The following is a 21,322-nucleotide window of genomic DNA, read 5'->3' as shown; positions in this document are numbered from 1 at the left end:
TGTGTGGTCAGGCCCTGAATCGTGTGTGAAGAAACCACCCCTCTGACTTCGGGTGGAAATTCGGTAGCTGTCCCCTTATTTCATCTTCGCTTCGAACGTGTAGTTCACCGGAGCCATGCCGGACTTCGTCCAGGTCGCCGTGCCGGAGATCGAGTCGCCGTTGACCGCGCCCTTCCAGTCCATCGTCCCATCCTTCTTGCTCATCGTCTGCGCGGTGAAAGTGAAGGACGGGCCCGAGCCCTCGGTGGTGTAGGCGCCGGATCCGAACCCCTCGTGCTGGCAGGCCGTCGAGAGGAACTGACCGTTCTTGAATTCGAAGTTATCCGCATGGCCGCCCTTGCCGACCTCGGTGAGCTTGCCGTGGAAGGTCTTGCCGTCGAGCGGTCCGGATGCGAGCGCGGGCAGTACGACGAGAGCGGCGGCGAAGACGGCGATCGCGAGCTTCTTGAGCATGGGTATCCTCCTCGGCGGACAAACTACTTCCGCCGAGGCAACGGCGACACCCGCACGTCTATGCGGGTGCCCGCGGCGTCGGGAAGCGCGATGCCGATCCACGAGGCGATCGTCGGCGCGATGTCGTAGGGCGTCGACGGCTGCGCGAGCGTCGACGGCGCGATGCCGCCGCCCCAGAAGATCAGCGGGACGTGCGTGTCGTAGTCCCACGGCGTGCCGTGGCTCGTCCCCGTGCCGTCGTACGGATCGATGAGCACGCCGGGGCGCGCGATGACGAGGAGGTCGCCGCTCCGCCCGGGAACGATCGCATTCCACGCGCGGGCGAGGGTCTCGTCGTCGCCGACCGGTGGGAACGGCGCGTCGACCGCGATCGTGCGCTCGATCGCGGCCTTCCACGTCGTCGCGAGCTCGTCGCGCAACGCGGCGATCACGCGCGCGGCGGCGGGAGCGCCCGGCTTCGCGAGCCACGCGCGGTCGAGCCAGAGGAACGAGCCCTCGAGCCGGTAGACCGGCGCCGCCTTCGGATCGAGACCGAGGCGCGCATCGACCGCGGCGTTGAGCGCCGCGACGATCTTCGTGTCCTTGATCCGAGCGGCGGCGCCGCTGCCGGAGCGAGGATCCTCGGGAAGCGGCAGCATGCCGTGATCGGCCGACAGCACGACGTCGAACGCGTCCTTGCCGAGCCGGCGCGTCAGGTCGTCGAGGAGCCGCCCCAGCTCGACGTCGAGGCCTCGCACCACCTCGAGCGCCTCGACCGATTCGGGGCCGTAATAGTGCGAGGCGTAGTCGTTCGCGGAGAATGAGATCGCGAGGAGGTCGGGAACCTCGTCCCGCCCGAGCGCGAGCGCGTCGTCGGCGACGAGGTCGAGGCCGAGATCGACGAGGAGACGGTCGGCGAGCGTCGTCCACGGGAGCACGGTCGTGAGTGGCTTGCGTGCCTGCGCGAGGTCCATCGGGAACCGTCCGGCGATCGGGTCCTGGTACGGCTCGATCCCGTCGTCCGAGACCGCCGCCGGCGGCGGCGACGGAACGGGCAAGCGCCGCACGACGGTGCCGTATCGCTCGGCGATGTGCGGTCCCGCCTTCCCGGCGTTGAAGCGCGCGACGACCGCGGCGGTGGCGCGCCCGGCCGGCGAGCCAGCGTCGTAGGCGCCGCTCGTCGCGAACGTCCCGTCCTTCGACGTGTACCAGTAGACGGCGTGTCGCGGGTCGCGTCCGGCGAGCAGGATCGCCGCGCGGTCCTTGATCGAGATCGAGACGACCTTCGCGCGCGGGTCGGAGCCGACGAGCGCGTCGCCGACGGTCGGAACGCGCAGGAGGCGCGGGCTCGCGTCGGCGGCGCAGTACTCGCTCGTCATGCCGCCGCCGTCCGCCGTCGGGACGTACCACTGGTTGAGCGCGATGCCGTGGACGCGCGGCGGCGTCCCGGTCGCGATCGACGCGTGGCCCGGCCCCGTCTCGGTGTCGAGATGCGGGTAGCGGCAGGCGGTCGCGACCGCCCCCTCGTCGAGAAGGCGCTTCAGGCCTGCCGTGAGCCAAGGGCGCCACGCCTCGAGGCGGCTCCACGAGAGCCCGTCGACGGCGACGAGCACGACGAGGCGCGGTCGCGCGGGCGCCGCGGCTGCGCGCTTCGCGCCCGTGGAACCGAGGCCCGCCAGGACGGCGAGACACAGGACGAGTATCCGGCGGCGCATGACCCGCCATTCTGCCACGCTGCGTTACGATGGACCCGAAACGAGGAGGGATCCATGACGATGCAGCTCGCCTCCCGCTCCTGCACGCCGCAACGCGGCGAGAAGCTCGATCGCGCGGCCGCCGCGGCGTTCCTCGGCCAGCTCACCGGCTGGACGATGGACGAGAAGGCCACGTCGATCCGCCGCACGTTCAAGTTCGAGAACTACTACAGGACGATGGCGTTCGTGAACGCCGTCGCCTGGATCGCCCACAAAGAAGACCACCACCCCGACCTGTTCGTCGGCTACAACAACGTCTCGGTCACCTACGCGACCCATTCGGTCGGCGGCCTCTCGGAAAACGACTTCGTCTGTGCGGCGAAGGTCGACGCTCTGGGCGCCGCTTGAAGGCAAAGACCGGCTCGATCCTGGCCGCGCTCGCCGTCGCCGCCGTGGCGGCGGCCGGCGCGGCCGACTCCGGCGCCGACGTCGCACGCCTCACCGGCCGGATCCTCGGCGAGACGCCGATGATCGCCGACCTCCAGGAGATGCTCGACGGGATCGGCGGCCGTCTCTCGGGCTCGCCGGCGTGCGACCGCGCCGTCGAGTGGGCGGCGGCGAAGTTCAAGGCGGCCGGCGCCGACCGCGTGGGGACCGAGAGCTTCACCCTTCCGAACGCCTGGATTCCCCGCGGCGCCGAGGCCTCGTGCGTCGCTCCGGTCGCGTTCCCGATCCGGCTCGCGGCGGCGCCCGGCACCGCCGGCACCGCGGGCCCGGTCGAAGCGCCGCTCGTGGATGCCGGCCGCGGCGATGCGGCATCGTGGACGGCCCTCGGCACACGGGCGAAGGGTGCGATCGCGCTCGTCCGCAACCCCGAGATGAAATCGCTCGACGATCTCTTCGCCGAGTACATGGTCGCGAGGGAGCTCCTCGTCGACGCCGGCAAGGCCGGCGTCGCCGCCGTCCTCATCGAGTCGAGCCGCCCGCGCGGCCTCCTCTACCGTCACACGATGACGTTTGGCGGCGAGATCGACAAGACGCCGGTCGCCGTCATCCCGCGCGAGCAGGCCGAGCGCCTGCTCCGCCTCGCCTCCTCCGGTCCCGTCAAGGTACGGGTCGCGATCGACAACGCGCCCCCCGCGCCGGTCACGTCGCGCAACGTCGTCGCCGACCTCACCGGCGCCGAGCGCCCCGACGAGATCGTCCTCGTCGGCGCGCACCTCGACTCGTTCGACCTGGGGACCGGCGCCAACGACAACGGCGTCTCGTGCACGGAGCTGATCGACCTCGCGCGGCAGATCCGCGCGCTCGGCCTGAAGCCGAAGCGGACGATCCGCTTCGCCCTCTTCACCGGCGAGGAGCAGGGCATGCTCGGCTCGCGCGCCTACGCCGACCGTCACGCCGCCGAGCTCCCGAAGCACGCCGCGGCGTTGGTCTACGACATCGGCTCGGGGAGGCTGACCGGCTTCTTCTTGAACGGCCGCGAGGACCTGCGCGCGACGCTCGACGCCGCGCTCGGGCACGTCGCGTCGCTCGGACCGTTCGTGAACCTCCCGGATGCGCTCGACGGCACCGACAACTTCGACTTCCTCCTGCACGGCATCCCGAACCTCGTCGGTTTCCAGGACCCGGCGCCCTACCTCCCCGACTACCACGCCGAGTCGGACACCTTCGACAAAGTCGATGCGCGCGAGGCGAAGGCCGCCGAGGCCGCGCTCGCCGCGGTCGTCTGGGAGCTGGCGAACGCGGATCGTCCGCTCCCCCACCAGTCGCGCGCCGAGGTCGAGAAGCTCATCGAGGCGACGAAGCTCGAAGACCAGATGCGCGCGTTCGGTCAGTGGGACGATTGGACGGCGGGGAAGCGCGGCGTCGCGAAGAAGTAGACGACTACCGACTTTCCTGCAGCGTCCTCAGCACCACATCCGGATGCTTTCCCGCATCCGGGATGCGCGCCCAGTGCTTGCGGACCTTGCCGTCCGGGCCGATCCACACCGTCGAGCGGATGCAGCCGATGACCGGCTTGCCGTAGAGAAGCTTCTTGCCCCAGGCGCCGTACTTCTTCATGACCTTCTTCTCGGGGTCCGACAGGAGCGTGAACGGCAGCTTGTACTTCTTCACGAAGCTCTTGTGTGACGCCGCGTCGTCGGGCGAGACGCCGAGCACGACGACGCCGAGCTTCTTCAGGTCGGACCACCCGTCGCGGAAGGCGCACGCCTCTTTGGTGCATCCCGGCGTGTCGTCCTCCGGATAGAAGTAGACGATGACGTCCTTCCCCGAGAGATCGGTGAGCGACACTTCTTTCCCTGACATGTCCTGCAGCGTGAAGTCGGGGGCTGCGCGCCCTTCGCGGATCGGCATGCGGGAAGCCTAACTCAGGAAGCCCGGCGCTTGAAATCGCAAAGCTCGAAGCCGGCGAAGCGCAGCCATGCTCGGGTCTCATCCGCGGCGAGGAGCTCGCGCTCGCGCTCGCGCCCCGCGTGGTAGCGATCGCCCGACGAGCGCAGGTCGTCGTCGACGACGCCCGGGTGGACGACCAGCTCGTACGTCTCCCCCGGCTCCGCGTTCTGGAGCGTCGCCCGGAGCGCGTCGAAGCTGCCGTGCTCCATGAGCGCGGTCCCGGCGCCGCGCGCACCGGGAAGGCCGCGATGGCGCCGGCCGAGGTCGATCCGTGTCGCGATCGCGAGCGCGAGCCCCTTGATGTCGGGGTGCATCGAGCGGACGACGACGGGGCCGTTCATCGCGCGGAGCACGAGCCCTTCGCTCTCCGCGAGCCCCACGGCGACGCGCCGGAAGATCGGCGGGAGCAGGTGGACGTGCTGGTGGCTGTCGAGGTGGCTGATCGCGACGCCCGCGCTGCGGACGGCGGCGATCTGGGCGCGCCACTCCGCCTCGATCTCCGCACGGCGGACCCGGCCGGTGGCCAGCCGGAACAGGAGCGCGCCGAGCGGACGGAACCGACCTTCGCGATCGACGAGCGAGGGCACGTGGTCCGGGGGAAGCACCGGGCGCCCCTGCGTGATGTTGAGGTGGACGCCGAAATCGAACTCCCGGTGCGACGCCGCCCAGGCGAGCGCCTCGGCCGACTGCCGGCCGCCGACGAGGATCGACGCGCTCGTGATCTCTCCGGCCAGAAGGCCTTCCTGGATCGCGCGGTTGACGCCGGCGGCCAGGCCGAAATCGTCGGCGTGGATGACGAGACGCTTGGGGCTTTCCCGCCGCGGCGCGTAGCGCTTGCGCAGCGAGCGGTAGCGGATGCGCAGGAGGTCTCGCGCCATCGAGAGGGCGTCCATCGTGAAGCGCACCGTCGTCGGCTCGCTGTCGTAACGGTACGCGACCGGGACCTCCGCAATCTTCGCGCCGCCGTCGACGAGCGCGCGGAGCAGCTCGACGTCGAACGAGAAGCCGTCGAGGCGCAGGCGCCCGAGGATCGGGCGCACGACCGCGGTACGGAACCCCTTGAGACCGGCCTGCGTGTCCGACAGCCCGGGCAACGTCACGATGCGGCAGATGGTGCTGAAGCAGCGTCCCATGATGTGCCGCGTGAAAAGGTACGAGAAGAAGTCGGGCTTGATGAGGTAGGTCGTGTCCGGGTGCACGCGGCACGCGATCGCCGCGTCGGCGCCGTCCGCGAGCGCGCGGAGGATCGTCGCCACGTTGGCCATCGGGTACGCGAGGTCGCAATCGGTGAAGACGGACACCTCGCCACGCGCGGCGTCGAGCCCCGCCCGGACCGCGAACCCCTTGCCGCGGTTCTGCGTGAACCGGATGACGCGCCAGGCTTCGTCCGGGTGGGCCGCGGCGAACGCCTCGACGACCGCGAGGGTGCCGTCGCTCGACGCGTCGTCGACGACGACGACCTCCCAGGCCTCGGGACGGCCTCCGAGCCAGTCCCTCACGTCGCGAAGGGTCGTCGCGATGAGGCCCTGCGCGTTGTAGGCCGGAATGACGAGGGTGGCGTCGATCCTCGCGGCGTCGCGGCGGAGGCTCATGGCGTCCTCTCGAGCGCCGCTTCGCCGACCGCCGGCCCGAGCCGCACGACCCAGCGGCGCGACGCCGTGTCCACCGGATCGACCGTGAGCCCGAGACGGGCGGCGACCGCTCCGACCTCCTCGGCGCGGACGACCCAGAGGCCCTTCGGGTTCTCGGCGACGGCGGCTTTCAGCTTCTCCTCGTCCCGCTCGCGCGGAAGGGTGCGTCCAAGGTAGAAGTCGAGGCTGACGTCGGGCACGTGGAACGCGCCGGCGACGTCGCCGTCGAGGCCACGTGCCTGCAGTCGGGTCACGAGACCTTTCGTCGAATTTTGATCTTCGATCCGCGGCCCCGCGACGGCGACCGAGGTGAGCACGATCGCGACGGCGAGCGCCGCGTGCGCCGACACGAGCGCGACGAGCCGGCCGCGGCGCGCCGCGACGAGCACGGCGACCGCACCCACGACCAGGACCGCGGCGAGCATCAGCGCCTCGGTCTTCAGATCCGCGAACTTCGCCCGCCGCGTCGTGACGATCGCGGCGATGCCCGCGAGGACGGCGACGGCGCTCGATGCGGCAGCGACGCGGGTCGCTCGGGGCGAGCGCCCGAGCGCCTCCGTCCAGTACGCCGCGATGAGCAGCGCCGCCGCGGGGTACGCGGGCAGGACGTAGCTGAAGAGCTTGCTCGCGGAAAGGGAGAAGATCACGACGACCGAGAGGAACCAGCACGCCGCGAACACGAGACCGGGCGACCCGCCGGGCGCCTGCTCCTCGTGCCGGCGGAAGGCACGCCATGCGCGCAGGAGTCCTGCGGGAAGCGCCGCCGACCACGGCAGCAGGCCCGCCGCGAAGACGGCGACGTAGAAGAGCGGGAACTGCTGATGCTCCGGGTGCAGGAAGCGCCCGAGGTTCTCGTCGCCGAGGAACGTCTTGACGAGCAGGTCGCGGTGCACGAGGACCATATAGGCGTACCAGGGTACCGCGGCGACGACGAACCCCGCGCCAGCCGCCGCCAACACCACCGGGCGGACGAGCTCACGGCGCCGGGTGAGGACGGCGTACGCCCCGAGCCCGACCGCCGGCACGAGCACGCCGACCGGCCCCTTGGTCAACGTCGCCAGGCCGAACGCGGCGCCGGCGGCCGCCGCGGCGACCGTCCGCCCCGACTCGAGGAACCGTGCGGTCGCCAGGAAGCCGATCGTCAGGAAGCACGTCAGCATCATGTCGGTGACCGCGGCGCGCGCGAGGAACGCGTACTCGAGCGAGGTCGCGAGCACGATCGCGGCGAAGAGGTGCATGCCGCGCGCACGCCACGACCGCGGCGCCAGAGCCGCCATCGCGATCGCGCCGCCGGCCCCGGCGAGCGCGGAGGCGAGTCGCGCCGACCACTCGGTGACCCCGAACGTCTTGAACGCCGCGAGCACAGCCCAGTAGAAGAGGATCGGCTTGTCGAACCACGGCTGACCGTGGAAGACGGTGTACGCCCACGTCCCCGACTTCAGCATCTCGAGCGCCGGCACGGCGTAGTACGGCTCGTCGGGATCCACGAGAGGAGCCGCGCCCAGCTTGATGAGGTAGAGCGGCAAGGCGATCGCGGCGACGACGAGCGCCGCGCGGTGCGGCGCCGTCCAACGCACCGCTCCCTCTTCCCCGACATCGCGTCGAGACATCGCGGGGATTCTAGACGAAATCCCTAGTGGACGTCGCCCATCTGCCGCCGCAGGTACGGCACGAAAAAGACGAGCACGAGACCGGCTCCGGCGAGGATCGCCGCGACGAGCTTGAAGAGCTGCGACGGGCCGAGCGACTCGAGGTGCTGCGCGCCGACGCCGGCGAGCTTGTTCCCCCATGCGTTCGCGAGGAACCACACGCCCATGATCATCGCCCCGAAGCGCACCGGCGCGAGCTTCGTCACCATCGAGAGGCCGACCGGCGAGAGGCACAGCTCGCCACACGTCTGCAGGAAATACAGGATGACGAGCCAGTTCGGGCTCACACGCTGCCCTTCGGCGAGCCCGATCATCGGAATGATCATGACGACGTACGACGCCGCGTTGAGCAGGATGCCGATCCCCATCTTCGCCGGCGCGCTCGGATCTCTGCCGGCGCGTCCAAGGCGGAGCCACAGCCAGGAGAAGATCGGCGCGAGCAGGATGATGAAGATCGAGTTCACCGTCTGGAACCATCCCGCGGGGAACTCGTAGCCGAAGTACGACAGGCGCGTATAGCGCTCGGCAAAGAGGTTGAGCGACGAGCCTGCCTGCTCGAACGCCGCCCAGAAAAACAGGACGAAGATCAAGAGGATGAAGACGACGTTGATCTTCTTCATCTCCTCGCGCGTGCACCGGATCTTGAGGAGCACGTACATGCAGACGCAGATCGAGAAGATGACCGGCCAGAGCGTCGCGCGCAGCGAGTCGATGAGCGACGGGTTTTCGATGCCCGGCCGGAGCGCGAACCAGGCGGCGCAGAGAAGGCCCGGGAGCGCGGCGACGGCGAGGGCGAGCTTCTGTCCGCCCGTGAGCGGAGCCTCGGCGACGGCTGCGGAAGTGGCGGACGACGACCCCTCCGGCACCCTCCCGCGCGGGCCGAGGAGCCCCCGCCAGAAGAGGAAGGTGAAGAAGCCGAGCGTCATGCCGATCCCGCACGACATGAACCCGTAGTGCCAGGACACCTTCTCGGCGAGGTAGCTGACGAGGAACGGGCTGAGCGCGCCGACGTTGATCCCCATGTAGAAGATCGTGAACGCGGCCTCGCGCCGGATGTCCCCCTTCGCGTAGAGCTTGCCGACGATCGTCGTGATGTTCGGCTTGAAGAAGCCGTTGCCGAGGATCATGAGCACGAGCCCGAGGTAGAGGAGGCCGAGCGACCCCGCGGCCGCCTCGCCCCCGCCCGGCCCCGGCCACGCGTGCGCCATGAGGCAGAACTGCCCGACCGCCATCGTCGCGGCGCCGATGAGGATCGCGCGCTGCAGCCCGAGGAAGCGGTCGGAGAGGTACCCGCCGAGGAGCGGGGTCAGGTAGACGAGGCCGGTGTAGTCGCCGTAGATCCCGCCCGCGACCTTGTCGGACATCTTCAGGTAGATCGTGAGATAGAGGATGAGGATCGCCCGCATCCCGTAGTAAGAGAAACGCTCCCACGCTTCCGTGAAGAAGAGGAGGTAGAGGGCGATCGGGTGGCCGAAGAGCTCTCGCTGTCCGTCTCGGTCGCTCATGCGGGCCCTCTCTTACGGCACCCGGCGCGCCGCGTCAACGGTTCTCCGGCATTTCGTGCGGCGGAGCGGCGCCGGGGCGCACCATGCGCCGGCTGCGCTGGCCGCCCGCGTAGTGCCCGGCCGAGCCGGGAATCATTCGGAACCCGTGCCGGGTGAAGAGCGCGATCGCGGCCGCGTTGTCCTCGGCGACGGTGAGCGCGAGCAGCGGCTCTCCGCGGCGCTCGGCGTCCTGCACGACCGCCCGGAGGAGGCCGCCGGCGAGGCCGCGGCGCCGGTGCTCCGGCGTCACCGCGATGGCGACGAGGTCCGCGAACCCGGGGAGAACGAGCGGCCGCTCGACGAGTGCGAATCCCGCCGGGTGACCGTCCTCCTCCGCGATCCACGACGACACGTCGTCCTTCCCGAGGAACGCGCGGAGGATCGGTTCGTAGTCCCCGAAGCGGGCGAACGCCTCCACACCCGCCGCGATCACGAACGGGGCGTCGCCTTTGATCCCCTGCCGAATCAGCGGCCCTGCCCCCGCTCGAGCACTGACGCCCACTCCGCCGCCGTCACCGGCTGGACGGAGAGACGGCTGTTGCGGATGAGCGCCATCTCCTGCAGCTCGTCCGCCGCGCGGATCTCGGCGAGCGTGACCGCGTGACGGAACGGCCGGTCGATGGCGATCTCGACCGCGGTCCAGGCGGCGTCGGCGGGATCCGGAAAACCCGGACGGGTCACGCGGCAGGTGCCGCGGACCGCCTTCTCGTCCCCCGAGTGGTAGAAGAGGACCCCGTCGCCGCGCTGGACCTCGTCCCTGAGATAGTTCCGGGCCTGGTAGTTCCGGATCCCGTCCCAGGTCGTACGGCGGCCCGGGGCGGCCAGGAGATCATCCCATCCGAACGTCTCCGGATCGGACTTCATGAGCCAGTAACGTCGCGCCATCTCGGTCTTACGCCTCCGGGGGGGTGCGGAACTTGGCCATTTTGCCTTATGCTGGGCGGGATACGGGGCGGTCATGGGCGGGGAGGCGGTCGTGAACGATGCGGAGAGGCGCAGGGCGGCATCGCCGCGGCTGCCGTTCCCCCTCGATCGCCGGTCGTTCGTCTTCCGCTTCCGGCGCAGCTTCACGAGCACGACCGACGGCATCAACCGCACGGTCAAGGACATCATGAAGCGCGCGAGCCTCACCGGCTGTCTCGCCGACCATCACGCCGAGCTCGAGATCGCCCTCCGTGAGGCGCTCGCGAACGCCGTCATGCACGGGAACCGGCAGGACGGCACGAAGAAGGTGCTCGTGCGTGCCTACTGCGATCCGTCGCAAGGCTTCGTCATCGCCGTGCGCGACGAGGGGAACGGCTTCGACCCCGCCGCGGTGCCCGACCCGCGCAACGAAGACCGGCGCCATCTGTCCCACGGACGCGGCATCTTCCTCATGCGCGAGCTGATGGACCACATCGAGCACCGGAAGGGCGGCCGCGAAGTCGTGCTCTTCAAGAAGCTGAGATGACTCTCGCGACCCGGCTCGACCTGAAGTCGTGCGGCCCGTCGCAGCTCTGGGGCGCGCTCTCCCCCGAGCTGCGGGTCGTCGCCGCGCGCGCCCTCTACGCGCACGACTGGGGGCAGGCCCCGACACGGCACGAAGCCGACGCCTCGATCATGCACGGGATGCGGTTCCGCGAATCGGCCGTGCGCCAGCTTCCCGTGGAGAAGCGTGCCGGCTATCTCGCGCGCTCCATCCGGCCGACCGACTCGCTCGCGTCGTCGCTCCTCCTCGCCCTCCACCTCGAGCATCGCCGTCCGATCCTGAGCGCGTTCCTCGATGCGCTCGGAATCCCTCATCAGGATGGGCTCATCACCGACGACCACGAGATGAAGCCGCCGGACGCGGCGAAGCTCAAGCAAGCGGTCGCCTCGCTCCGCGTCGCGTTTCCCGAGGACGAGGTCGAGCTGTATCTGGCGACGCTCCACGTCCTCGACCGCGACACCTGGGGCGGCCTCGAACCTCTTCTGTAAAGAGGGCAGCCAGCCGCTTTACAGCAACCGCTTCAAACGACCCACGCTGTCGACGAGGCCGCCTTCGCGATTGCGCAGGCGCCAGATCCGCTCGTACTCGTCGATGATGCCGCGCAGCTCATCGCCGAGCGCCGCCTGTGACGTGCCGGTCAAGCGCGCGATGCCGCGATCGCAAGCGTGGCGCATGAGCGCGGCGGCCAGATCGAGCTCCGCCGCGATCGTCGCCGCGTCGTCGCGATTCGAGCGCGCGCGCGACAAAGGAGCGATCGCCGCATCGACGCCGGCGCGTGCACGCTCCAGACCCTCGACGGTGAGCCCGGCCAGGCGGCCCTCGCCGAGCGGCCGCTCGGGAAAGAGGAGGAGGAGCGCGAGCACCGACGCGTTCTTCACAGCGACTCCGGTGAGACGGTAGACCTCGCCGAGGTCGTACGCGACGCGCCCCATGACTCGCGCGCCATCGCTGAAGACGAACGTGTCGAGCATCGCTGGGACGTCGAGATCGCGGTTCGCGTCGAGGCCCCACGCCACCGCGGCGCCGTAGGCCAGACCGAGGTACGAGACCGGCAGCGGCTGCCAATGACCGAAGTCGCCCCAGTCGGTGACCATCATCCCGGTCGCGCCGTGCGCGCGCCCGGCCCGCGCCGCAGCGCTCAGGTTGCCGAGCGCATTCGTCGTGCGCCCGCCGAGGGAGAGCCACGCCGAGGTTCCCGGCACGACCTGATACTCGATCCCCGCGTCGGCGAAGCGAGCCCCCTCGTCGTCGAACGGATGGTCGGCTTCGTACCCCCACTCGAGCGCGAGGACATCCTTCGGCAGCGACGAGATGAGCTCGGGATGCTCGAGCACGATGTCGCCCCAGAACTGCATGCGCCGGCCGCGCGCCGCGACGAGCGCATGGATCTTCTCGAGGAAGGCGAGGTACACGGGCCCCACGCCGAGCCGCAGGGCCTCCTCCTTGCTCCTCCCCTTGCCCAGGTCGATCGTCTCGTCGCAGCCGACGTTGAAGCTGCGGCTCGTGAAGTGCGGGAGCAACTCGTCGTAGAGGCCGGCGAGCAGCGAGAGTGAGCGCGGATCGATCGGGCAGAGCGACATGTAATCGCCCTGGGGCTCGGCGACCTCCGCGAGCGGCGCGTAGCGCGGGAGCTTCAGCCAGCGCTCCATGTGGCCGAACGAGTTCTGGTTGGGGACCAGTTCGATGAACCGCTCGCGGCAGTACGCATCGAGCGCCTCGATCTCGTCGCCGGTGAACGGCGACGCGTTCGCCCACACGTCCCGGTGCGCGCGGTAAGCGAAGGTGTGCTCCATGTAGAGCTGGAGACGGTTGATCTTCCACGACGCCAGCTCGTCGACGAGGCGGTACAAAGTCGCCATCGTCGGGACCTTGTCGCGGCTGACGTCGAGCATGACGCCGCGCTCGAGAAAGTCGGGAGAGTCCTCGATCGTCACCGCGGGGACCGAGCCGCCGCGCGCGAGCTGGCTCAACGTCGTGCGTGCGTAGAAGGCGCCGGCCGCGTCGCCGGCCTCGATGACCGCCTTCTCGGGCGTCACCGCCAGCCGGTACGCCTGAGGGCCGAGTCCCGGCGCGCCGAGGCGCACCTCGGGCCGCGCGAGGTCGGAGGCGAGGGTGCCGGCGCCCGGGCGGATGCTCCGGGGCTTCGGGAGGAGGTTCACGGCGCGAGGGTACTGCTACCATCTCGGCCTCCGCCAGACTCTTCGCACGCACTCATGTGGACCAAAGGCGACCGCGTCATGCACCGCGACAACCCCGCCCTCGGCGTGGGCCGCGTCGTCGCGCTCGAGGGGCGCACGCTCGTCGTCGAGTTCCCCGAGGCGGCGACGACCCTCCGCTTCGGCGCCGCGACCGACGCGCTCGCCGAGGTCGGCGCCGAAGGCGTGCCCGCGTTCGACGACGCGCCAGTCGAGCGGCTCGCACGCGGCGACGTCGGCTCGCTCGAGGCGTTCGGCGTGCGCCTCGACGCGCTCCATCTCGAACGGCGCCGCACCGAGGACCCGCTCGGGTCGTTCCTCGGCGGCCGGATCCGGCTCTTCCCGCACCAGCTCGACGTCGCGCTCAAGGCGACGCGGCAAGATCCGGTCCGCTGGCTCCTCGCCGACGAGGTCGGCCTCGGAAAGACCGTCGAGGCGTGCCTCATCGCGAACCATCTCCTCCGCACGCGGCGCACCGAGAGGACGCTCGTCGTCGCCCCCGAGACCCTCACCGTCCAGTGGCTCGGCGAGCTGTGGCGTAAGTACCACCAGGTCTTCGTGCTCATCGACGAGGCGCGGCTCGCCGACGTCGAGAAGGACTTCGGGCCCGGGTTCAACCCGTTCGACGTCCACCGCCGCGCCGTGATCGGGCTCGACACCCTGATCGCGCGGCCGAAGCTCACCGAGCAGGCGGTCGCCGCCGGGATCGACCTCCTCATCGTCGACGAGGCTCACCACCTCAGGCGGCCTCCCGGCCATCCGGGCGACCCCGCGTACCGGGCGATCGCGCCGATCGCGGCGCTCGGTCGCCACGTCCTCCTCTTGACCGCGACGCCGCTCGAGGACGACGCGCACGGCTTCTTCCGTCTGTTGCAGCTCCTCCGACCCGACGAGCTTCCCGAGGGCGAGAACTTCGACGACCGGCTCGCGCGCCGCGTTCCCTTGCCGCCGTGCGCCAGCTCGACCCGCCGCGCCGACATCGGCGGCCTGCCCCCGCGCATCGCCGCTCCGGTCGATCTTCCCGGCGACCCGAGCTGGCGGACGCTCGCCCAGCTCGAGGAGGCGATCCGCGGCAGGCCGGCGCCGCACGCCGTCGCCCGCCGCGAGAACGCGCGCCTCCTCCGAGCCGCGCTCTCGTCGGGCGTGTCGCTCCTCGAGAAGGCTCCCAAGGACGACGCGGAGCTCCGCGCGCTCGCGCGGGAGTGGTCGGCGGGCGATCCGCGCCTCGATTGGCTCGCCCGCGCCGCCGCGCGATGGAGGGATGAGGGCGGCAAGACCCTCGTCTTCGCCGCCGAGCGCGTGACGGTCGAGCATCTGCGCAGCGAGCTCTCGCGCCGCGTCCAGCTGCGCACCGGCGTCTTCCACGAAGACCTCTCGCCCGGCCAGCGCGACATCGAGGTCGCGCAGTTCCGCCTGCCTTCGGGACCTTCGCTCCTCCTCGCCACCGAGTGCGGCGGCGAGGGAAGGAACTTCGAGTTCTGCGACCGGCTCGTCCTCTTCGATCTGCCGTGGGGCCCGATGGCGGTCGAGCAGCGGATCGGGCGCCTCGACCGGATCGGGAGAAAGCGCCCGGTCGAGATCGTCTACGTCCGGCCGCCCGCCGGGCTCGGTCGCGCGATCGCGGGGCTCTACGAGTCGATCGGCCTGTTCCGCGAGCCGCTCGGCGGGATCGCGCGCGAGCTCGCGCGCCTCGAGCGCGCCATCGAAGACGCGGCGGCCGGGAACGATCCGGTCGACGACACGACCTTTGCCGGCGCCGCGCGCGAGGCGGCGAGCGCGCGCGACCGTGTCGCGGACGCCGCGTACCACGCGCTCTACGACGACCCGTTCGTCCCCGCGCGCGGGGCCGAGATCCTCGCGCGAATCCCCGGCGACCTCGACGAGCTGACCGAGGAGGTCGTGCTCGGGATGTGCGGGCAGCTCGGCTTCCGGTACGAGGAGCACCGCGGCGGCCGAGTTCACGCGATCGACTTCGGCGCGACGGCCAAGGTCGACTCGCTCCCCGGCGTCGCGGGCGGCGCGAGCTTCCTCGGCACGTTCGACCGCGAGGAGGCGGTCGCCGACGAGTCGCTCGATTTCTACGCGTCGGGACATCCGCTCGTCGAGGGCCTCCTCGCCGAGATCGACGACGGGCCGGTCGGCCGCACGGCGCTCCTCCTCGTCGACCGCAAGGGCGAGAGCGGGCTCGGCCTCCTCGCCCTCTATCGAACGCCGACCGGATTCGAAGCGGTCTGCGTCGACGCGTCGGGCCGTCCGCGTCCCGACTGGGCGCAGGCGCTCGCCGAGCGGCCGCTGCGCTCGCGCCGCGCGCGCGCCGAGGCGCTCACCTCGCAGCCCGACTGGGAAGAGGGGATCCGGCGCATGGCGGCCGCCCTCCCCCGCCCCGATCCGGCCGCCGTCGCCGCGGTGATCGTGGGCACGCCGTGAGGCGCGCGCTCGCCGTCCTCGCCGCGCTGGCGGCCGCCGGCCTCGCGCACGCGCAGGCGTTCGATCCGCTTCCAGTGCTGCGCGACTACCTCAAGATCGACACCTCGAACCCGCCGGGCAACGAAGCGGCAGCGGCCGCGTTCCTGAAGACGATCCTCGACCGCGAGGGAATCCCGTCGGAGATCGTCGAGGTCGCGCCCGGCCGGGCCGATCTCGTCGCGCGCCTCCCGGGAACGGGCGCCAAGAAGGCCCTCATCCTCTCGCATCACATGGACGTCGTGCATGCCGATCGCGCGAAGTGGACCGCCGACCCGTTCGGTGCCGAGATCAGGGACGGCTGGCTCTACGGGCGCGGCAGCCTCGACATGAAGACCTCGGGGATTCTCCATCTCGCCGCGCTCGTCCGCCTCAAGCGCGAGGCCGTCCCGCTCGCGCGCGACCTCATCCTCGTCGGCACCGCCGACGAGGAGGTCGAGACGACCGGCATGCAGGCGCTGATCGCGAAGCGCCCGGACCTCTTCAAGGATGCCGAGCTGTCGCTCACCGAAGGGGACGTCATCGACACGAAGGGCGGACGCGTACGCTCGTGGAACGTCGACGTCGCCGAGAAGGCGGTCCTCTGGCTCAAGCTCACCGCGCACGGCCAGGCCGGCCACGCCTCCACCCCGCCGCAGGAGGGCACCGCCGTCACGCACCTCACGGCCGCGCTCGACCGCATCGCGCGCCACGAGACGCCGTTCAACGTGTCCGCCGCCGTGCAACGCTTCTTCTCGGCGCTCCAGGGCTCGTACCCGGGGCTCGCGCCGCAGAAGCTGGCGCACCTCCAAGCGTCACTCGAGTCCGACGCGGCGTTTCGTCAGGCGTTCCTCGCCGACGGCGAGCGCGCGGCGCGCGTCCGCAACACGATCGCGATCACCGTCCTCCAGGGCGGCCCGCAGACGAACGTCATCCCGTCGGAGGCGTTCGCCCACCTCGACTGCCGGCTCCTTCCCGGCGAGGACCCGCATTCCTTCATCGAGGAGATTCGTCAGGTGGTCGCCGACGCATCGATCACGATCGAGCCGCTGCAGCCGGTCGTCGCGACGTCGTCGTCGCGGACCGACACCGACCTCTTCCGCGCGATCGAACGGGTCGCCGCGCGGCGGGCCGCGGGCGTCCCCGTCGTCCCCACGCTCTTGACGTCATGGACGGAGAGCGCGCTCCTCCGCCCCCTCGGGATCCAGGCCTACGGCTTCGACCCGCTCGCGCTCGACGAGCACGAGGCCGGTCTCTCGCACGGCGACGACGAGCGCGTCTCCCTCGACAACGTGAGGGACGGCGCCGAAATCCTCTACGAGATCGTCAAGGAAGCCGCGAAGTAGAGGCGGCCGGTTACTTGGCGCGCTACTCCCACAACACCTTGAAAGCGTGTGTCCTGGAGCCCCGCAAGAAGGCGGGGATGCACCAGAGTTGACAGAGCGGCTCGATGGCGCGTGCGGCTGCGGCGCGGCCCATGTCGGCGGGCTCCCAGCCGAACTGCTCGAGCACGGTCTTCACGTCCGCCTTCGCGGCATCGTCGTTGCCGCAGTAGAACATCGTCGGCTTCCCTCCGCGGTAGGACGGATTCACCATCCGACCGTTGCCGACGCTGTTGAACGCCTTGACGAACCGCGCCTTCGGGTGCGCGGCCTGCAGCCGCTCCATGAGCGACTCGTTCGGGCCGGTGAAGTACTGGAGCACGCCGTCGACCGGCGGGCCCTCGGCGATCGGGTTCGTCGTGTCGATGACAACCTTGCCGGCGAGCGCGGCGGCGCCCGCCTCGCCGAGCGCCGACTCCGCGACCGACCCTTTGACCGCGAGGACGATCGTGTCGGCCCACGCGGCGACTTCGCCGAACGTCCCCGCGGGGATCTCGCTCTTCGCTGAGAACTCCGCGAGCTTCGACGGGTCGCGGCTCCCGATCCTGACCTCGTAGCCGTGCTTCTTGAATCCCGCGGCCAACGTCTGACCGACGCTCGCCGAGCCGATCACGCCGACGGTGTGCATGGACGTACCCTCCGAGGGAAACGATCCTAGCCCATGCGCGCGCCCACGGCGCGAGGGACGCGGAGAGGTCAGCGTCGGCCGCCGCGCGAGGAAGCGCGAGCGCGGCCCGTAGCTTTTTTCCGGACGCCCCCGCGAGCCAGGCGGGCATCGATGAGCTTCTTGACGAGAACGGCCGGGAGCGGCTTTCCCGGCGGAAAGCGCACTGTGCCCTTGCTCGTCTCGTAGCCCCGGAGCTCGTCATTCATCGTCTCGACGACGCCGCCGGGATAGAGGGCACAGTGGTGCGCACCGGCGCCGAACCAAACGAGGAGCTTGCCGTTCAAGCGGAATGCGGGAATCCCGTAGCTGATGCACTCCTCGACGCCGGGGTAGAGCTTCTTGATCGTCTTGCGGAGAGCCCCGAGCGCGCGGCGCTTCTCCGGCTCGACGTCCGCGAGGTACTCGTCGATCGTCTTGGATTTCACGCGTCGATCCTCTTCTCGTAAAAGCGACTCAGGGGATCCGGCACGTACGGAGGAAACGGACCGATCTCCGTGAATCCTGCGCCCTCGTAGAGGCGGATCGCCGCGCGCTGATGGATGCCGGTCTCGAGACGCAGGAGCGCGATCCCGCGGGACACGGCGTGCTCTCCGAGACGCTCGAGCACGAGCTTCCCGAGGCCGAGGCCCCGGTACGCCGGGCGCACGTACATCCGCTTGACCTCGCCGTACTCGCTTCCAACGAGCTCGATGCCGCCGCACGCCGCGGGCGTCCCGTCGTGCCGCACGACGAAGAAGGCGACGTTCTGCTTGAGGAGCTTGTCGACGCTGTACCCGTGGCGGCTCTCCTTCGGGTAGAGCACATCGAGGTGCGCGTCCAGCTCGACGATCAGCGCCTTCGCGTCGTCGGTGTCGGGGCGCTCTGCGTCGATCGTCGTCGGCATGAGGGGCGGAGTTTACTTCGATCTCAACGCGTCCAACGTCGCCCCATGGGCGATGAGAGGTCCTCCGCCCGATTCCTGCTCGACGAGAAGCAGTCCCTGGAGCAGGTGCGCGGATTGGATCGTCGCCTCTCCCGGGGTGCCGGCGGCTTCGCCCGCGAGCGCGAGCACCTTCTTCACGGCATCGTCGAACGGGATCTCGCGCTTCTCCTGAGGCTCCGCCGCGGGCGGCCCGCCGAGGGAACGACGCAGGGCGCCGACGTCCACACCGGCCTTCGTCAGCAGCCTCGTCGTGCCCCAATCGTGGTGGCGGAGGATCGCCGCGAGCAGGTGGGTCGTGCCGATCGTGCTCGCGCCGTGGACGAACGCGAGGCGTCGCGCTTCGAAGAGCGAGCGCAGCGCGGGCGCCGAGTACCGCTCCGACATCGGGAGCATCAGGTGCTCCGCCAAGCTGGCCAGGTCCGCCTCGTCGTCCTTCGGAAGCTCCGCCGCCAGGACTTCCTCGGCGGCGGCCTCGTCGTCGCGCGCGACGAGGAGCTGGACGCCGCGACCGAACGAGAGGGCGGGATCGACGGCACCGCAATCGTCGCCGGTCGTGAACGCTTCGACGCCGCTGCCCGCGAGGAGCGCGCGTGCCGCTTCCGCTTCGACGCGCGTGAGGAACGTCCGGAGCACGACGCGCTCGTCCAACTAGAACCTCAAGCCGAGCGACCAGACCGTGGCGACGCAGGCGAACCCCACGCACTCGACCGCAGCGGAGACGAGGAGCGCGATCCGCCACCCGCGCGTGGGAGCGGTGACGCCGGCGACGAGAAGGAGCAGCGTGACGAGCGGTGCTGCGAGGATCCGGATCACGGAGAGGCCGGCCGCCGTTTGCATGAACGGTCCCATGCGGCCGCCGCGCGCGAGGAGGAACGCCGTCACCGCGAGGAGGCCGCTCGTCGCGAGCGTGACGCCGGTGATCGTGAGCCCGAGCCAGAATCTCGGATACGGGCGGAGGGAGATCAGCGCGACGGCGGTGGGGATCAGCGCGACGAGCCCGAACGCCGCCAGGAAGTAGAGGCTGTCGCCGAACACGTTCATCGCTTCAGCGCCGTGACGGCCGGCGCCGTGGATCGCGACGACCGCTTTCGCGGCGAGCCACGCCGCGACGTAGCCGCCCGCGATGAGCGCGACCTTTGCCGCGGGCTTCATGCGCACAGCTCGACGAGCCGCGCCGAGGGCGCGCCGCGCGTGATGACGACCTCTCCGAGCGTGATCGGCAGCTTGAAGCGCCGCGGCCCCGCGCTTCCGGGGTTGACGTAGAGGACGCCGCGCCTCTGCTCGATGAGCGGCTTGTGCGAGTGGCCGGAGACGACGAGGCCGACTCCCGCGGCGCCGGGATCGATGGTGAGCCGCCCGAGGTCGTGGAGGACGTAGACGGTGAGACCGCCGAGCTCGATCATCTCGGTCTCCGGGAGCGCTTCGGCCCAGCGCTCGCGATCGACGTTGCCGCGCACCGCCGTCACCGGGGCGATGACGCCGAGCGCCTCGAGGATCGTGGGATCGCCGACGTCGCCCGCGTGCACGATGTGATCGACCCCTCGCAACAGCTCGAGCGCCTCCGGGCGGAGGAGGCCGTGCGTGTCGGAGATCAGGCCGAGGCGCGTGGGCGCGCTCATGCGCGGCCGATCTCGTGGAGCTGGAACAGGTTCCCCTCGGGATCGTGACCGTCGCACACCCGGCACCCTTCGTCGCGCCACTCCTTCTCCGCGGCGTTCATGGCGCCGCCGAGCCGCGATGCGGCGGCGCGCGCCTCGTCGAGACTCGCCACGGGGAAGACGAGCTTGATCGGCGTGCTCTCGCGAGGAGCCGGCGGGCTCGCGATCGAGATCGTGCGCGCGATCGCGTCCGGGATCTTCACGACCACGAGGCGGAAGCCGGGCGCGTGGAGCTCGGCGTGCCCCGCCTCCGCGCGGAGGCTCAGACCGGCGACGCCCGCGTAGAACGACGCCACGCGATCGACATCCTTGGCGTACAGCACCGCACCGGCCCGGCTCATGACGACAGGATGGCCCAACGCTCGTGATCCTTCCAACGGCCGCCGATCTTGAGATAACGCGGCGACAGCCCCTCGCGACGGAAGCCGCAGCGCTTCGCGAGTGCGAGCGACGCGGCATTCCGCGGCTGGATGTTCGCCTCGAGGCGATGCAGCCGGAGCACGCGAAAGCCGTGGCGCACCGCCGCGCGGAGCCCTTCCGTCATGTACCCCTGCCGTTCGAACCCCTTGAAGACGTAGTAGCCGAGGTACGCGCTCCGGAAGCTCCCGCGCACGATCTCCGAGATGTTGATCGCGCCGGCGATCGCGCCGTCGTCCCTGCGGCAAACGAGAAAGCCGCGGTGGGTCGGCCGCTGCGTCCGCGCGAGGTACGCGCGAAACTTCGCCGGCGTGTCGGGGGCCGCTCCCCACGGCCGGTGAAACCGCCGGCTCCGCCTGGCCGCCGTCACGAACTCGTTCATGTCGGCGGGCACGGGCGGCCGGATCAGGACGCGAGACACTTAGGGGTTCGAGCCGGTGACGTCGCTCACCTTGACGCTGCCGATCCCGCCCGAGGCCATGAGCGTCTTGATGTAGAGCTTGTTCTTCTCGCCGCCCAAGGTCACCGTCTGGCCTTCGGAGCCGTGGTCCTTGTATTCGACGACGACGCGCGCCGAGACGATGTTCGTCACCTTCGGGTCGATCGAGAGGCTGCCGTCGGCGGCGACCTCGACCGGGCCGTAGACGACCGTGCCGGCCGGCGCCTCGAGCGTCACCTTCATCGGAACGCTCTGCGTGTTGGTGATGGCGAACATGCTGAACGGCACGCCGCCGGCAGGCTGTGCCGCCATGGAACCGCTGACGAGCGACAGGGCGGCGACGGCCGCGAGCGCAAGGACTTTCATCTTCCCTCCCCGTTGAAAG

At 70.5% G+C, this 21,322-nt stretch carries 24 protein-coding genes; 6 read left to right on the top strand and 18 right to left on the bottom strand.

Annotated elements, in window-relative coordinates; translation table 11 throughout:
• Positions 1 to 75: 75 nt before the first annotated feature.
• Positions 76 to 453 (bottom strand): hypothetical protein, encoded by a 378-nt coding sequence (locus tag VFV19_16075; GenBank protein ID HEX4825820.1) that lies wholly within the window; start codon positions 451 to 453, stop codon positions 76 to 78.
• Positions 454 to 476: 23 nt separating this feature from the next.
• Complete coding sequence (locus tag VFV19_16070) at positions 477 to 2,147, bottom strand: alkaline phosphatase family protein (protein HEX4825819.1); 1,671 nt, start codon at positions 2,145 to 2,147, stop codon at positions 477 to 479.
• A 54-nt stretch (positions 2,148 to 2,201) separates the two neighbouring features.
• Here VFV19_16070 and VFV19_16065 point away from each other — a divergent pair, with 54 nt between their 5' ends.
• Both VFV19_16065 and VFV19_16060 read left to right on the top strand, forming a co-directional pair.
• Positions 2,202 to 2,534, top strand: a complete 333-nt coding sequence (locus VFV19_16065) for a 4a-hydroxytetrahydrobiopterin dehydratase (GenBank protein HEX4825818.1) — start codon at positions 2,202 to 2,204, stop codon at positions 2,532 to 2,534.
• Positions 2,531 to 4,009, top strand: coding sequence for a M28 family peptidase (locus VFV19_16060; GenBank protein ID HEX4825817.1), 1,479 nt, complete (start codon positions 2,531 to 2,533; stop codon positions 4,007 to 4,009). The genes VFV19_16065 and VFV19_16060 overlap by 4 nt, the downstream gene beginning before the upstream one ends.
• 4 nt (positions 4,010 to 4,013) lie before the next feature.
• Here the strand turns inward: VFV19_16060 and bcp are convergent, their stop codons facing one another.
• Genes bcp through VFV19_16030 form a run of 6 tightly spaced genes read right to left on the bottom strand, consistent with a single transcriptional unit; the run spans position 4,014 to position 10,232 of the window.
• Entirely contained in the window at positions 4,014 to 4,484 is a 471-nt protein-coding gene (gene bcp, locus VFV19_16055) for a thioredoxin-dependent thiol peroxidase (protein ID HEX4825816.1), read from the bottom strand.
• A gap of 14 nt (positions 4,485 to 4,498) precedes the next feature.
• Positions 4,499 to 6,115, bottom strand: a complete 1,617-nt coding sequence (locus VFV19_16050; GenBank protein ID HEX4825815.1) for a ChbG/HpnK family deacetylase — start codon at positions 6,113 to 6,115, stop codon at positions 4,499 to 4,501.
• Positions 6,112 to 7,764, bottom strand: coding sequence for a phospholipid carrier-dependent glycosyltransferase (locus VFV19_16045; protein ID HEX4825814.1), 1,653 nt, complete (start codon positions 7,762 to 7,764; stop codon positions 6,112 to 6,114). Before VFV19_16045 ends, VFV19_16050 begins: the two co-directional genes overlap by 4 nt.
• A gap of 23 nt (positions 7,765 to 7,787) precedes the next feature.
• Positions 7,788 to 9,308 carry a peptide MFS transporter gene (locus tag VFV19_16040; GenBank protein ID HEX4825813.1) on the bottom strand — a complete coding sequence of 507 codons (1,521 nt, stop codon included), beginning with the start codon at positions 9,306 to 9,308 and terminating at the stop codon, positions 7,788 to 7,790.
• 34 nt (positions 9,309 to 9,342) lie between these two features.
• Positions 9,343 to 9,780: a GNAT family N-acetyltransferase gene (locus tag VFV19_16035; protein HEX4825812.1), complete on the bottom strand. Its 438-nt coding sequence runs from the start codon at positions 9,778 to 9,780 to the stop codon at positions 9,343 to 9,345.
• A gap of 32 nt (positions 9,781 to 9,812) precedes the next feature.
• Entirely contained in the window at positions 9,813 to 10,232 is a 420-nt protein-coding gene (locus tag VFV19_16030) for an EVE domain-containing protein (protein ID HEX4825811.1), read from the bottom strand.
• A 73-nt stretch (positions 10,233 to 10,305) separates the two neighbouring features.
• Between VFV19_16030 and VFV19_16025 the strand changes: the two genes are divergently transcribed.
• Both VFV19_16025 and VFV19_16020 read left to right on the top strand, forming a co-directional pair.
• Positions 10,306 to 10,797 carry an ATP-binding protein gene (locus VFV19_16025; GenBank protein HEX4825810.1) on the top strand — a complete coding sequence of 164 codons (492 nt, stop codon included), beginning with the start codon at positions 10,306 to 10,308 and terminating at the stop codon, positions 10,795 to 10,797.
• Positions 10,794 to 11,303, top strand: coding sequence for a hypothetical protein (locus VFV19_16020; GenBank protein ID HEX4825809.1), 510 nt, complete (start codon positions 10,794 to 10,796; stop codon positions 11,301 to 11,303). The genes VFV19_16025 and VFV19_16020 overlap by 4 nt, the downstream gene beginning before the upstream one ends.
• Before the next feature lie 18 nt (positions 11,304 to 11,321).
• Here the strand turns inward: VFV19_16020 and VFV19_16015 are convergent, their stop codons facing one another.
• A complete protein-coding gene (locus VFV19_16015; protein HEX4825808.1) occupies positions 11,322 to 12,974 on the bottom strand; it encodes a family 20 glycosylhydrolase in 1,653 nt (550 codons plus the stop codon).
• Positions 12,975 to 13,028: 54 nt separating this feature from the next.
• On the opposite strand from VFV19_16015, the gene VFV19_16010 reads away from it, so the two are divergent.
• Positions 13,029 to 15,437, top strand: a complete 2,409-nt coding sequence (locus tag VFV19_16010; protein ID HEX4825807.1) for an SNF2-related protein — start codon at positions 13,029 to 13,031, stop codon at positions 15,435 to 15,437.
• Positions 15,434 to 16,798 carry a M20/M25/M40 family metallo-hydrolase gene (locus tag VFV19_16005; GenBank protein HEX4825806.1) on the top strand — a complete coding sequence of 455 codons (1,365 nt, stop codon included), beginning with the start codon at positions 15,434 to 15,436 and terminating at the stop codon, positions 16,796 to 16,798. Before VFV19_16010 ends, VFV19_16005 begins: the two co-directional genes overlap by 4 nt.
• Positions 16,799 to 16,820: 22 nt before the next feature.
• Here the strand turns inward: VFV19_16005 and VFV19_16000 are convergent, their stop codons facing one another.
• From VFV19_16000 to VFV19_15960, 9 genes are all read right to left on the bottom strand, one after another.
• Positions 16,821 to 17,462, bottom strand: a complete 642-nt coding sequence (locus VFV19_16000; GenBank protein HEX4825805.1) for an NAD(P)-binding domain-containing protein — start codon at positions 17,460 to 17,462, stop codon at positions 16,821 to 16,823.
• 68 nt (positions 17,463 to 17,530) lie between these two features.
• Positions 17,531 to 17,926: a DUF1801 domain-containing protein gene (locus VFV19_15995; protein ID HEX4825804.1), complete on the bottom strand. Its 396-nt coding sequence runs from the start codon at positions 17,924 to 17,926 to the stop codon at positions 17,531 to 17,533.
• Entirely contained in the window at positions 17,923 to 18,384 is a 462-nt protein-coding gene (locus VFV19_15990; protein HEX4825803.1) for a GNAT family N-acetyltransferase, read from the bottom strand. The genes VFV19_15995 and VFV19_15990 overlap by 4 nt, the downstream gene beginning before the upstream one ends.
• A 12-nt stretch (positions 18,385 to 18,396) precedes the next feature.
• Positions 18,397 to 19,071 carry a Clp protease N-terminal domain-containing protein gene (locus tag VFV19_15985; GenBank protein HEX4825802.1) on the bottom strand — a complete coding sequence of 225 codons (675 nt, stop codon included), beginning with the start codon at positions 19,069 to 19,071 and terminating at the stop codon, positions 18,397 to 18,399.
• Positions 19,072 to 19,575: a hypothetical protein gene (locus VFV19_15980; protein ID HEX4825801.1), complete on the bottom strand. Its 504-nt coding sequence runs from the start codon at positions 19,573 to 19,575 to the stop codon at positions 19,072 to 19,074.
• Entirely contained in the window at positions 19,572 to 20,042 is a 471-nt protein-coding gene (locus tag VFV19_15975; GenBank protein ID HEX4825800.1) for a metallophosphoesterase family protein, read from the bottom strand. The genes VFV19_15980 and VFV19_15975 overlap by 4 nt, the downstream gene beginning before the upstream one ends.
• Positions 20,039 to 20,422 carry a VOC family protein gene (locus VFV19_15970; GenBank protein HEX4825799.1) on the bottom strand — a complete coding sequence of 128 codons (384 nt, stop codon included), beginning with the start codon at positions 20,420 to 20,422 and terminating at the stop codon, positions 20,039 to 20,041. Before VFV19_15970 ends, VFV19_15975 begins: the two co-directional genes overlap by 4 nt.
• The gene (locus VFV19_15965) at positions 20,419 to 20,919 is read right to left on the bottom strand and encodes a GNAT family protein (protein ID HEX4825798.1); all 501 of its coding nucleotides are present in this window, start codon (positions 20,917 to 20,919) and stop codon (positions 20,419 to 20,421) included. The genes VFV19_15970 and VFV19_15965 overlap by 4 nt, the downstream gene beginning before the upstream one ends.
• Positions 20,920 to 21,303 carry a hypothetical protein gene (locus VFV19_15960; protein ID HEX4825797.1) on the bottom strand — a complete coding sequence of 128 codons (384 nt, stop codon included), beginning with the start codon at positions 21,301 to 21,303 and terminating at the stop codon, positions 20,920 to 20,922.
• Positions 21,304 to 21,322: the final 19 nt, after the last annotated feature.

Source organism: Candidatus Polarisedimenticolaceae bacterium (assembly GCA_036275915.1).
Lineage (GTDB): Bacteria > Acidobacteriota > Polarisedimenticolia > Polarisedimenticolales > DASRJG01 > DASRJG01.
The sequence above is the reverse complement of the archived record's forward strand: the minus strand, read 5'-3'. Positions and strand labels throughout refer to the sequence as shown.